This is a genomic window from Shigella sp. SIG6, assembly GCF_053555815.1.
The window spans coordinates 1-11971 of record NZ_JBQZXC010000110.1 but is presented as its reverse complement, the minus strand read 5'-3'; the positions used below and the strand labels follow the sequence as shown (position 1 = coordinate 11971).

The 11971-nt window shown below is 49.5% G+C and carries 13 protein-coding genes, 1 pseudogene and 1 other annotated feature; of the genes and pseudogenes, 13 read left to right on the top strand and 1 reads right to left on the bottom strand.

The features are described from left to right. Nucleotides 1-380, bottom strand: a pseudogene (locus ACUU1M_RS15710) (hypothetical protein); the annotation flags it as partial. Nucleotides 381-903: 523 nt separating this feature from the next. Here ACUU1M_RS15710 and thrS point away from each other — a divergent pair. From thrS to ydiV, 13 genes are all read left to right on the top strand, one after another. Beyond that, a complete protein-coding gene (thrS, locus tag ACUU1M_RS15705) occupies nucleotides 904-2832 on the top strand; it encodes a threonine--tRNA ligase (RefSeq protein ID WP_001144202.1) in 1929 nt (642 codons plus the stop codon). Nucleotides 2833-2835: 3 nt separating this feature from the next. After that, on the top strand, nucleotides 2836-3378 hold the full coding sequence (infC, locus tag ACUU1M_RS15700; RefSeq protein ID WP_024260761.1) for a translation initiation factor IF-3: 543 nt from the start codon (nucleotides 2836-2838) through the stop codon (nucleotides 3376-3378). 96 nt (nucleotides 3379-3474) lie between these two features. After that, entirely contained in the window at nucleotides 3475-3672 is a 198-nt protein-coding gene (rpmI, locus tag ACUU1M_RS15695) for a 50S ribosomal protein L35 (protein ID WP_001124225.1), read from the top strand. Nucleotides 3673-3724: 52 nt separating this feature from the next. After that, nucleotides 3725-4081 carry a 50S ribosomal protein L20 gene (gene rplT, locus ACUU1M_RS15690; protein WP_000124850.1) on the top strand — a complete coding sequence of 119 codons (357 nt, stop codon included), beginning with the start codon at nucleotides 3725-3727 and terminating at the stop codon, nucleotides 4079-4081. 116 nt (nucleotides 4082-4197) lie between these two features. Next, nucleotides 4198-4322, top strand: a sequence feature (Phe leader region). Then, complete coding sequence (gene pheM, locus ACUU1M_RS15685; protein ID WP_001386830.1) at nucleotides 4204-4248, top strand: pheST operon leader peptide PheM; 45 nt, start codon at nucleotides 4204-4206, stop codon at nucleotides 4246-4248. It overlaps the preceding feature by 45 nt. A gap of 208 nt (nucleotides 4323-4530) precedes the next feature. After that, nucleotides 4531-5514, top strand: a complete 984-nt coding sequence (gene pheS / locus ACUU1M_RS15680) for a phenylalanine--tRNA ligase subunit alpha (protein ID WP_000018587.1) — start codon at nucleotides 4531-4533, stop codon at nucleotides 5512-5514. A 14-nt stretch (nucleotides 5515-5528) separates the two neighbouring features. After that, nucleotides 5529-7916 (top strand): phenylalanine--tRNA ligase subunit beta, encoded by a 2388-nt coding sequence (gene pheT / locus ACUU1M_RS15675; protein WP_000672415.1) that lies wholly within the window; start codon nucleotides 5529-5531, stop codon nucleotides 7914-7916. A 4-nt stretch (nucleotides 7917-7920) separates the two neighbouring features. Then, complete coding sequence (gene ihfA / locus ACUU1M_RS15670; RefSeq protein WP_001229265.1) at nucleotides 7921-8220, top strand: integration host factor subunit alpha; 300 nt, start codon at nucleotides 7921-7923, stop codon at nucleotides 8218-8220. Between the two features lie 100 nt (nucleotides 8221-8320). After that, complete coding sequence (gene btuC, locus ACUU1M_RS15665) at nucleotides 8321-9301, top strand: vitamin B12 ABC transporter permease BtuC (protein WP_000956522.1); 981 nt, start codon at nucleotides 8321-8323, stop codon at nucleotides 9299-9301. Nucleotides 9302-9363: 62 nt separating this feature from the next. Further along, nucleotides 9364-9915, top strand: coding sequence for a bifunctional thioredoxin/glutathione peroxidase (gene btuE, locus ACUU1M_RS15660; RefSeq protein ID WP_001154183.1), 552 nt, complete (start codon nucleotides 9364-9366; stop codon nucleotides 9913-9915). Further along, nucleotides 9915-10664, top strand: a complete 750-nt coding sequence (gene btuD, locus ACUU1M_RS15655; protein WP_000029461.1) for a vitamin B12 ABC transporter ATP-binding protein BtuD — start codon at nucleotides 9915-9917, stop codon at nucleotides 10662-10664. Before btuE ends, btuD begins: the two co-directional genes overlap by 1 nt. Nucleotides 10665-10741: 77 nt before the next feature. After that, nucleotides 10742-11206 (top strand): NlpC/P60 family protein, encoded by a 465-nt coding sequence (locus ACUU1M_RS15650; protein WP_001209775.1) that lies wholly within the window; start codon nucleotides 10742-10744, stop codon nucleotides 11204-11206. Nucleotides 11207-11452: 246 nt separating this feature from the next. After that, on the top strand, nucleotides 11453-11971 hold a 519-nt coding region (ydiV, locus tag ACUU1M_RS15645; RefSeq protein WP_042774495.1), incomplete at its 3' end, for an anti-FlhDC factor.

Here is an 11971-nt window from a genome sequence, read left to right as displayed (position 1 = left end):
TGTTCCTGTTCAATATAATCCAGTATGCTTCGCAAATGGTTAGCTTTAATAGGCGTGGTTTCCAGTAATAAGGAAATGATTTCTTTTTTATAGTGTAATGTAATGAGTATATTTTCTGCATGGATGGGTGAAGTGGCAAAGTTAATGGTAAAAAGGGCAGTGGAATAACAATTTTGTGATATTTTTCGACAGTTTGCGGTAAATTCCTGAGTAACACAGTATGACAGCATCGAACTTAAGTCAGAGGTATCAAGTAGGGTGATGAGCTGGCGCGCAAATTTATTAATAGGCTCTGATGAAGGTGTTGGTATGTCGCTATCGATGTGCAATCTATGAGGAGACTTATAATGAGTTCTGATAATGATATCGTTTTGACTCATAATCTATTCGCCTTATATATATCTGGAGGTTTTGAGGATGATGATTAATTATTATCGCCAGAACGAAATGTGCACGAAAAATTGTTATAAGAATTGTGTCACTTTTATCATTGTGATATGACCACTTCGTCATTAATCTCATGAGCGTTTAAAATACTACCGCCAAATCACGCAACGAACTTTGCTGGATTCAGTTTATGCTGCTGTAAATCCGCTCGCAGTAAACCTTTCAGACGCACCGTGATGTTATCAGTGGTTCTTTAAGCGTTTTGCTGGTGTACTCACTACAAACGAATTGCGAATCGAATCAATGTGAAACGGAAAGGTACAATCTCCCTTTTTTTAGTGTTAACATCGTTCAACCGGGTGGAAGGTGAGAGGTTAATGTCTTTCATTTGTGTACCTGATTGCGAACCAATTTAGCATTTGTTGGCTAGATGGTTTCGCAATGAACTGTTAATAAACAAATTTTTCTTTGTATGTGATCTTTCGTGTGGGTCACCACTGCAAATAAGGATATAAAATGCCTGTTATAACTCTTCCTGATGGCAGCCAACGCCATTACGACCACGCTGTAAGCCCCATGGATGTTGCGCTGGACATTGGTCCAGGTCTGGCGAAAGCCTGTATCGCAGGGCGCGTTAATGGCGAACTGGTTGATGCTTGCGATCTGATTGAAAACGACGCACAACTGTCGATCATTACCGCCAAAGACGAAGAAGGTCTGGAGATCATTCGTCACTCCTGTGCGCACCTGTTAGGGCATGCGATTAAACAACTTTGGCCGCATACCAAAATGGCAATCGGCCCGGTTATTGACAACGGTTTTTATTACGACGTTGATCTTGACCGCACGTTAACCCAGGAAGATGTCGAAGCACTCGAGAAGCGGATGCATGAGCTTGCTGAGAAAAACTACGACGTCATTAAGAAGAAAGTCAGCTGGCACGAAGCGCGTGAAACTTTCGCCAACCGTGGGGAGAGCTACAAAGTCTCCATTCTTGACGAAAACATCGCCCATGATGACAAGCCAGGTCTGTACTTCCATGAAGAATATGTCGATATGTGCCGCGGTCCGCACGTACCGAACATGCGTTTCTGCCATCATTTCAAACTAATGAAAACGGCAGGGGCTTACTGGCGTGGCGACAGCAACAACAAAATGTTGCAACGTATTTACGGTACGGCGTGGGCAGACAAAAAAGCACTTAACGCTTACCTGCAGCGCCTGGAAGAAGCCGCGAAACGCGACCACCGTAAAATCGGTAAACAGCTCGACCTGTACCATATGCAGGAAGAAGCGCCGGGTATGGTATTCTGGCACAACGACGGCTGGACCATCTTCCGTGAACTGGAAGTGTTTGTTCGTTCTAAACTGAAAGAGTACCAGTATCAGGAAGTTAAAGGTCCGTTCATGATGGACCGTGTCCTGTGGGAAAAAACCGGTCACTGGGACAACTACAAAGATGCAATGTTCACCACATCTTCTGAGAACCGTGAATACTGCATTAAGCCGATGAACTGCCCGGGTCACGTACAAATTTTCAACCAGGGGCTGAAGTCTTATCGCGATCTGCCGCTGCGTATGGCCGAGTTTGGTAGCTGCCACCGTAACGAGCCGTCAGGTTCGCTGCATGGCCTGATGCGCGTGCGTGGATTTACCCAAGATGACGCGCATATCTTCTGTACTGAAGAACAAATTCGCGATGAAGTTAACGGATGTATCCGTTTAGTCTATGATATGTACAGCACTTTTGGCTTCGAGAAGATCGTCGTCAAACTCTCCACTCGTCCTGAAAAGCGTATTGGCAGCGACGAAATGTGGGATCGCGCTGAGGCGGACCTGGCGGTTGCGCTGGAAGAAAACAACATCCCGTTTGAATATCAACTGGGTGAAGGCGCTTTCTACGGTCCGAAAATTGAATTTACCCTGTATGACTGCCTCGATCGTGCATGGCAGTGCGGTACAGTACAGCTGGACTTCTCCTTGCCGTCTCGTCTGAGCGCCTCCTATGTGGGCGAAGACAACGAGCGTAAGGTACCGGTAATGATTCACCGCGCAATTCTGGGGTCGATGGAGCGTTTCATCGGTATCCTGACCGAAGAATTCGCTGGTTTCTTCCCGACCTGGCTTGCGCCAGTTCAGGTTGTTATCATGAATATTACCGATTCACAGTCTGAATACGTTAACGAATTGACGCAAAAACTATCAAATGCGGGCATTCGTGTTAAAGCAGACTTGAGAAATGAGAAGATTGGCTTTAAAATCCGCGAGCACACTTTGCGTCGCGTCCCATATATGCTGGTCTGTGGTGATAAAGAGGTGGAATCAGGCAAAGTTGCCGTTCGCACCCGCCGTGGTAAAGACCTGGGAAGCATGGACGTAAATGAAGTGATCGAGAAGCTGCAACAAGAGATTCGCAGCCGCAGTCTTAAACAATTGGAGGAATAAGGTATTAAAGGCGGAAAACGAGTTCAAATGGCGCGCCCTAACCGTATCAATGGCGAAATTCGCGCCCAGGAAGTTCGCTTAACAGGTCTGGAAGGCGAGCAGCTTGGTATTGTGAGTCTGAGAGAAGCTCTGGAGAAAGCAGAAGAAGCCGGAGTAGACTTAGTCGAGATCAGCCCTAACGCCGAGCCGCCGGTTTGTCGTATAATGGATTACGGCAAATTCCTCTATGAAAAGAGCAAGTCTTCTAAGGAACAGAAGAAAAAGCAAAAAGTTATCCAGGTTAAGGAAATTAAATTCCGTCCTGGTACAGATGAAGGCGACTATCAGGTAAAACTCCGCAGCCTGATTCGCTTTCTCGAAGAGGGTGATAAAGCCAAAATCACGCTGCGTTTCCGCGGTCGTGAGATGGCGCACCAGCAAATCGGTATGGAAGTGCTTAATCGCGTGAAAGACGATTTGCAAGAACTGGCAGTAGTCGAATCCTTCCCAACGAAGATCGAAGGCCGCCAGATGATCATGGTGCTCGCTCCTAAGAAGAAACAGTAAGGCCTTCAAGTAGCACTGTCTGTGGAGCCTTTGGGCTTCACAGGCATTGTTCGCCTTTGTTTCGTTTATTAACAATGCGAAGTGGAAGTTATTAAAATGCCAAAAATTAAGACCGTACGCGGTGCTGCTAAGCGCTTCAAAAAAACCGGTAAAGGGGGTTTTAAGCACAAGCACGCTAACCTGCGTCACATTCTGACTAAAAAAGCGACCAAACGTAAACGTCACCTGCGTCCGAAAGCCATGGTTTCCAAAGGCGATCTGGGCCTGGTAATCGCGTGCCTGCCGTACGCATAAGCCGTTAACGTTTTTAACTTTTTAATTAGAATATAGATACAGGAGAGCACATATGGCTCGCGTAAAACGTGGTGTTATTGCACGCGCACGTCACAAGAAAATTTTGAAACAAGCTAAAGGCTACTACGGTGCGCGTTCTCGCGTATACCGCGTTGCCTTCCAGGCTGTTATCAAAGCTGGTCAGTATGCTTACCGTGACCGTCGTCAACGTAAGCGTCAGTTCCGTCAACTGTGGATTGCGCGTATCAACGCAGCAGCACGTCAGAACGGTATTTCTTACAGCAAATTCATCAATGGCCTGAAAAAAGCCTCTGTTGAAATCGACCGTAAGATCCTGGCTGATATCGCAGTATTCGACAAAGTAGCGTTCACCGCTCTGGTTGAAAAAGCGAAAGCAGCTCTGGCATAAGCCAGTTGAAAGAGGGAGCTAGTCTCCCTCTTTTCGTTTCAACGCCATCAAAACATTGACTTTTATCGCCGTAGCCTTTTCAATAAAGGTCTTTTGAAGAGTACCAAAAGGTAACGCAAGCAATGAATGCTGCTATTTTCCGCTTCTTTTTTTACTTTAGCACCTGAATCCAGGAGGCTAGCGCGTGAGAAGAGAAACGGAAAACAGCGCCTGAAAGCCTCCCAGTGGAGGCTTTTTTTGTATGCGCGTTTTGAAAAATAAAAAGCCAGTCTATCAGGCGTAATTGTCGCAGCCAGTCTGGACACGGCCAGTGCGGAGAAACCGGAGCGTACTTAAGTACGTGAGGATTTCGAGCACTGCCCGGGACCAAAATGGCAAGTAAAATAGCCTGATGGGATAGGCTCTAAGTCCAACGAACCAGTGTCACCACTGACACAATGAGGAAAACCATGTCACATCTCGCAGAACTGGTTGCCAGTGCGAAGGCGGCCATTAGCCAGGCGTCAGATGTTGCCGCGTTAGATAATGTGCGCGTCGAATATTTGGGTAAAAAAGGGCACTTAACCCTTCAGATGACGACCCTGCGTGAGCTGCCGCCAGAAGAGCGTCCGGCAGCTGGTGCGGTTATCAACGAAGCGAAAGAGCAGGTTCAGCAGGCGCTGAATGCGCGTAAAGCGGAACTGGAAAGCGCTGCACTGAATGCGCGTCTGGCGGCGGAAACGATTGATGTCTCTCTGCCAGGTCGTCGCATTGAAAACGGCGGTCTGCATCCGGTTACCCGTACCATCGACCGTATCGAAAGTTTCTTCGGTGAGCTTGGCTTTACCGTGGCAACCGGGCCGGAAATCGAAGACGATTATCATAACTTCGATGCTCTGAACATTCCTGGTCACCACCCGGCGCGCGCTGACCACGACACTTTCTGGTTTGACGCTACCCGCCTGCTGCGTACCCAGACCTCTGGCGTACAGATCCGCACCATGAAAGCCCAGCAGCCACCGATTCGTATCATCGCGCCTGGCCGTGTTTATCGTAACGACTACGACCAGATTCACACGCCGATGTTCCATCAGATGGAAGGTCTGATTGTTGATACCAACATCAGCTTTACCAACCTGAAAGGCACGCTGCACGACTTCCTGCGTAACTTCTTTGAGGAAGATTTGCAGATTCGCTTCCGTCCTTCCTACTTCCCGTTTACCGAGCCTTCTGCAGAAGTTGACGTCATGGGTAAAAACGGTAAATGGCTGGAAGTGCTGGGCTGCGGGATGGTGCATCCGAACGTGCTGCGTAACGTTGGCATCGACCCGGAAGTTTACTCTGGTTTCGCCTTCGGGATGGGGATGGAGCGTCTGACTATGTTGCGTTACGGCGTCACCGACCTGCGTTCATTCTTCGAAAACGATCTGCGTTTCCTCAAACAGTTTAAATAAGGCAGGAATAGATTATGAAATTCAGTGAACTGTGGTTACGCGAATGGGTGAACCCGGCGATTGATAGCGATACGCTGGCGAATCAAATCACTATGGCGGGCCTGGAAGTTGACGGTGTAGAACCGGTTGCCGGTAGCTTCCACGGCGTGGTCGTTGGTGAAGTGGTTGAGTGTGCGCAGCATCCGAACGCTGACAAACTGCGTGTGACAAAAGTGAATGTCGGCGGCGATCGCCTGCTGGACATCGTCTGCGGTGCGCCAAACTGCCGTCAGGGCCTGCGTGTGGCGGTAGCTACCATTGGTGCTGTTCTGCCGGGTGATTTCAAAATTAAAGCGGCGAAACTGCGTGGCGAACCGTCTGAAGGGATGCTGTGCTCCTTTTCTGAGCTGGGAATTTCTGACGATCACAGTGGCATTATCGAACTGCCTGCGGATGCGCCGATTGGCACCGACATCCGCGAATATCTGAAACTCGATGATAACACCATCGAAATCAGCGTGACACCAAACCGTGCCGACTGCTTAGGTATCATTGGTGTTGCGCGTGACGTTGCCGTGCTGAATCAGCTGCCGCTGGTTGAACCGGAAATCGTTCCGGTTGGTGCGACCATCGACGACACGTTGCCGATTACAGTCGAAGCGCCGGAAGCCTGCCCGCGCTATCTTGGCCGTGTGGTAAAAGGCATTAACGTTAAAGCGCCAACTCCGCTGTGGATGAAAGAAAAACTGCGTCGTTGCGGGATCCGTTCTATCGATGCAGTTGTTGACGTCACCAACTATGTACTGCTCGAACTGGGCCAGCCGATGCACGCTTTCGATAAAGATCGCATTGAAGGCGGCATTGTGGTGCGGATGGCAAAAGAGGGCGAAACGCTGGTGCTGCTTGATGGCACTGAAGCGAAGCTGAATGCTGACACTCTGGTCATCGCCGACCACAACAAGGCGCTGGCGATGGGCGGCATCTTTGGTGGCGAACACTCTGGCGTGAATGACGAAACGCAAAACGTCTTGCTGGAATGCGCTTTCTTCAGCCCGCTGTCTATCACCGGTCGTGCTCGTCGTCATGGCCTGCATACTGATGCGTCTCACCGTTATGAGCGTGGCGTTGATCCGGCACTGCAGCACAAAGCGATGGAACGTGCGACCCGTCTGCTGATCGACATCTGCGGTGGTGAGGCTGGCCCGGTAATTGATATCACCAACGAAGCAACGCTGCCGAAGCGTGCAACCATCACTCTACGTCGTAGCAAACTGGATCGCCTGATAGGCCATCATATTGCTGATGAGCAGGTAACTGACATTCTGCGTCGTCTCGGCTGCGAAGTGACCGAAGGCAAAGACGAATGGCAGGCAGTTGCGCCGAGCTGGCGTTTCGATATGGAGATTGAAGAAGATCTGGTCGAAGAAGTCGCGCGTGTTTACGGCTACAACAACATCCCGGATGAGCCGGTACAGGCAAGCCTGATTATGGGTACTCACCGTGAAGCTGACCTGTCGCTCAAGCGCGTGAAAACGCTGCTCAACGACAAAGGCTATCAGGAAGTGATCACCTACAGCTTCGTTGATCCGAAAGTGCAGCAGATGATCCATCCAGGCGTTGAAGCCTTACTGCTGGCAAGCCCGATCTCTGTTGAAATGTCAGCAATGCGTCTTTCTCTGTGGACCGGCCTGCTGGCAACCGTGGTGTACAACCAGAACCGTCAGCAGAACCGTGTGCGCATTTTCGAAAGCGGTCTGCGTTTCGTACCAGATACTCAGGCACCGTTGGGCATTCGTCAGGATCTGATGTTAGCCGGTGTGATTTGCGGTAACCGTTACGAAGAGCACTGGAACCTGGCAAAAGAGACCGTTGATTTCTATGATTTGAAAGGCGACCTTGAATCCGTTCTCGACCTGACCGGTAAACTGAATGAGGTTGAGTTCCGTGCAGAAGCGAATCCGGCACTGCATCCGGGGCAATCCGCAGCGATTTATCTGAAAGGTGAACGTATTGGTTTTGTTGGAGTTGTTCATCCTGAACTGGAACGTAAACTGGATCTTAACGGTCGCACTCTGGTGTTCGAACTGGAGTGGAACAAGCTCGCAGACCGCGTGGTGCCTCAGGCGCGCGAGATTTCTCGCTTCCCGGCGAACCGTCGTGACATCGCGGTGGTGGTCGCAGAAAACGTTCCCGCAGCGGATATTTTATCCGAATGTAAGAAAGTTGGCGTAAATCAGGTAGTTGGCGTAAACTTATTTGACGTGTACCGCGGTAAGGGTGTTGCGGAGGGGTATAAGAGCCTCGCCATAAGCCTGATCCTGCAAGATACCAGCCGTACACTCGAAGAAGAGGAGATTGCCGCTACCGTCGCCAAATGTGTAGAGGCATTAAAAGAGCGATTCCAGGCATCATTGAGGGATTGAACCTATGGCGCTTACAAAAGCTGAAATGTCAGAATATCTGTTTGATAAGCTTGGGCTTAGCAAGCGGGATGCCAAAGAACTGGTTGAACTGTTTTTCGAAGAGATCCGTCGCGCTCTGGAAAACGGCGAACAGGTGAAACTCTCTGGTTTTGGTAACTTCGATCTGCGTGATAAGAATCAACGCCCGGGACGTAACCCGAAAACGGGCGAGGATATTCCCATTACAGCACGGCGCGTGGTGACCTTCAGACCCGGGCAGAAGTTAAAAAGCCGGGTCGAAAACGCTTCGCCCAAAGACGAATAATCTGATCTAACTAAAAAGGCCGCTATGCGGCCTTTTTTCTTTTCACTGTCGAAGAGTCACCGTAAAATCAACGCCATGACACTTCAGCAGAACGGATACCATGCTGACACTTGCCCGCCAACAACAGCGACAAAATATTCGCTGGTTATTATGCCTGTCAGTTTTGATGCTGCTGGCGCTTCTCTTAAGCCTTTGCGCCGGTGAACAATGGATTTCGCCAGGTGACTGGTTTACTCCTCGTGGCGAACTGTTCGTCTGGCAAATTCGCCTGCCACGTACGCTGGCTGTATTGCTGGTTGGTGCGGCGCTGGCTATATCCGGCGCTGTAATGCAGGCGTTGTTTGAAAATCTTCTGGCAGAACCTGGACTACTTGGCGTCTCTAACGGCGCAGGCGTGGGGCTTATCGCCGCGGTATTGCTTGGGCAAGGGCAACTCCCCAACTGGGCGCTAGGGCTGTGTGCGATTGCTGGCGCGCTTATCATCACTTTAATACTCTTACGTTTCGCCCGTCGTCATCTTTCGACCAGTCGGTTATTGCTGGCTGGCGTTGCATTAGGGATTATCTGCAGCGCACTAATGACGTGGGCTATCTACTTTTCCACCTCTGTTGATTTACGTCAGCTGATGTACTGGATGATGGGCGGTTTTGGCGGCGTAGACTGGCGGCAAAGCTGGCTGATGCTGGCATTGATCCCCGTGTTGTTGTGGATCTGTTGTCAGTCCAGGCCGATGAATATGTTAGCACTTGGCGAGATCTCGGCGCGGCAACTGGGTTTACCCCTGTGGTTCTGGCGCAATGTGCTGGTGGCAGCGACCGGCTGGATGGTTGGCGTCAGTGTGGCGCTGGCGGGTGCTATCGGCTTTATTGGTCTGGTGATCCCACATATTCTTCGGTTGTGTGGTTTAACCGATCATCGCGTATTACTTCCCGGCTGCGCGCTGGCAGGGGCGAGCGCATTGCTGCTGGCCGATATTGTAGCGCGCCTGGCATTAGCTGCCGCAGAGCTGCCTATTGGCGTGGTCACCGCAACGTTGGGTGCGCCGGTGTTTATCTGGTTATTGTTAAAAGCAGGACGTTAGCCGCAAAAAGACGGTCTATGATTAAAAGCTAAGATTTTTACTGACCACACCCAGGAGAAACGATGCAAGATTCCATTCTGACGACCGTAGTGAAAGATATCGACGGTGAAGTGACCACGCTGGAGAAGTACGCCGGTAATGTGCTGTTAATTGTCAATGTCGCCTCAAAGTGTGGCTTAACGCCGCAATATGAGCAGTTGGAGAATATTCAAAAAGCCTGGGCCGATCGAGGTTTTGTGGTGCTGGGATTCCCGTGCAACCAGTTTCTGGAACAAGAACCGGGCAGCGATGAAGAGATTAAAACTTACTGTACCACCACATGGGGGGTGACGTTCCCGATGTTCAGTAAGATTGAAGTTAATGGCGAAGGACGCCATCCGCTGTATCAAAAATTGATTGCCGCAGCGCCGACCGCAGTCGCGCCGGAAGAGAGCGGATTCTATGCCCGTATGGTCAGCAAAGGCCGTGCACCGCTGTACCCGGATGATATTTTATGGAATTTTGAAAAATTCCTGGTTGGCAGGGACGGAAAAGTCATCCAGCGTTTTTCCCCGGATATGACGCCGGAAGATCCCATTGTGATGGAAAGCATTAAACTGGCGTTGGCAAAATAATGTCTATTGTGATGCAGTTACAGGATGTTGCGGAATCTACCCGCCTGGGGCCGCTTTCAGGCGAGGTTCGGGCTGGGGAAATCCTGCACCTGGTGGGGCCGAATGGCGCGGGTAAGAGTACCTTACTGGCGCGAATGGCCGGAATGACCAGCGGTAAGGGAAGCATTCAGTTCGCGGGGCAACCACTGGAAGCATGGTCCGCAACAAAACTCGCGCTGCATCGCGCCTATCTTTCACAACAGCAGACGCCGCCGTTTGCAATGCCGGTCTGGCACTACCTGACACTGCATCAGCACGATAAAACGCGTACCGAACTACTGAATGATGTCGCAGGGGCGCTGGCTCTTGATGACAAACTCGGTCGTAGCACCAATCAACTTTCCGGCGGTGAATGGCAACGCGTACGTCTTGCTGCGGTGGTGTTGCAAATCACACCACAAGCCAATCCCGCAGGCCAATTGCTGCTTCTTGATGAGCCGATGAACAGTCTTGATGTTGCGCAACAAAGTGCGTTAGACAAAATTCTGAGCGCGCTGTGTCAGCAAGGACTGGCGATTGTGATGAGCAGTCACGATCTCAACCACACGTTGTGTCATGCGCATCGGGCGTGGTTGCTAAAAGGTGGAAAAATGCTGGCCAGTGGACGCAGAGAAGAGGTGCTCACGCCGCCAAATCTGGCGCAGGCCTATGGGATGAATTTTCGCCGTCTGGATATCGAAGGTCACAGAATGCTGATTTCGACCATCTGATTTCATTAGTATCCCGAAAATCGGGTAATTACGACGCTAAATTAATGCAAGAATAAAAAACAGAGGAACCGTACGGAATGCGTTTCTGCCTTATTTTGATCACAGCACTGTTTCTGGCCGGGTGTAGCCACCATAAAGCACCGCCGCCAAATGCCAGACTTTCTGATTCGATTACCGTTATTGCCGGTTTGAACGACCAGCTACAAAGCTGGCATGGCACGCCGTATCGTTATGGTGGCATGACGCGGCGCGGTGTGGACTGTTCGGGATTTGTGGTTGTGACGATGCGCGATCGTTTCGATTTGCATCTGCCCCGTGAAACCAAACAACAAGCCTCTATTGGCACGCAAATTGATAAAGACGAGTTGCTGCCTGGTGACCTGGTCTTTTTCAAAACGGGTTCCGGACAAAATGGTTTGCATGTAGGTATTTACGATACCAACAACCAATTTATCCACGCCTCTACCAGCAAGGGAGTGATGCGTTCCTCACTTGATAATGTCTATTGGCAGAAAAATTTCTGGCAGGCGAGACGAATCTAGTATGTCGAAAAATTGACGGCGATGATACATCGCCGTCAATTTACTCCTGAATACAGTAGTATTTTGCAGACAAAAATTCCGTAAATGGATTATTCGGTTATAATCAGGATAATCTAAAAAAAGGCCCCCTGAAAAAGTGGTTAACATGGAACAAATGAAAGTTACTCCTTCTGTAATTGTTATGTCTTATGGCCTCATCCCTTTTAGCCGGATACTGAAAAACATCCTTCGAGAGGGACGGTTACCATGAAGATTTTTTTGGAGAATCTTTATCATTCTGATTGCTATTTCCTGCCGATAAGAGATAACCAGCAACTCCTTGTCGGCGTTGAGTTAATTACCCATTTCTCCAGTGAAGATGGCACGGTTCGTATCCCGACGAGTCGGGTTATAGCGCAACTTACCGAGGAGCAACATTGGCAATTATTTTCAGAGCAGTTGGAATTACTAAAATCATGCCAACACTTTTTTATTCAACATAAACTCTTTGCCTGGCTTAATTTAACGCCACAAGTGGCTACATTATTATTAGACAGGGATAATTACGCAGGCGAACTATTAAAATATCCGTTTATTGAACTGTTGATTAATGAGAATTACCCGCATCTCAATGAAGGAAAAGATAATCGCGATCTTTTGTCCTTATCGCAAATGTATCCCCTTGTGTTAGGCAATTTGGGAGCAGGTAATAGCACAATGAAAGCGGTTTTTGATGGTCTTTTCACCCGCGTAATGCTGGAGAAAGGTTTTATTCAGCAACAAATC

Excerpts from the sequence above, each read along its gene's own strand:
- thrS (WP_001144202.1), top strand. The coding sequence starts at position 904 with ATGCCTGTTATAACTCTTCCTGATGGCAGCCAACGCCATTACGACCAC.
- rpmI (WP_001124225.1), top strand. The coding sequence starts at position 3,475 with ATGCCAAAAATTAAGACCGTACGCGGTGCTGCTAAGCGCTTCAAAAAA.
- rplT (WP_000124850.1), top strand. The coding sequence starts at position 3,725 with ATGGCTCGCGTAAAACGTGGTGTTATTGCACGCGCACGTCACAAGAAA.
- pheS (WP_000018587.1), top strand. The coding sequence starts at position 4,531 with ATGTCACATCTCGCAGAACTGGTTGCCAGTGCGAAGGCGGCCATTAGC.
- pheT (WP_000672415.1), top strand. The coding sequence starts at position 5,529 with ATGAAATTCAGTGAACTGTGGTTACGCGAATGGGTGAACCCGGCGATT.
- ihfA (WP_001229265.1), top strand. The coding sequence starts at position 7,921 with ATGGCGCTTACAAAAGCTGAAATGTCAGAATATCTGTTTGATAAGCTT.
- btuC (WP_000956522.1), top strand. The coding sequence starts at position 8,321 with ATGCTGACACTTGCCCGCCAACAACAGCGACAAAATATTCGCTGGTTA.
- btuE (WP_001154183.1), top strand. The coding sequence starts at position 9,364 with ATGCAAGATTCCATTCTGACGACCGTAGTGAAAGATATCGACGGTGAA.
- btuD (WP_000029461.1), top strand. The coding sequence starts at position 9,915 with ATGTCTATTGTGATGCAGTTACAGGATGTTGCGGAATCTACCCGCCTG.
- ACUU1M_RS15650 (WP_001209775.1), top strand. The coding sequence starts at position 10,742 with ATGCGTTTCTGCCTTATTTTGATCACAGCACTGTTTCTGGCCGGGTGT.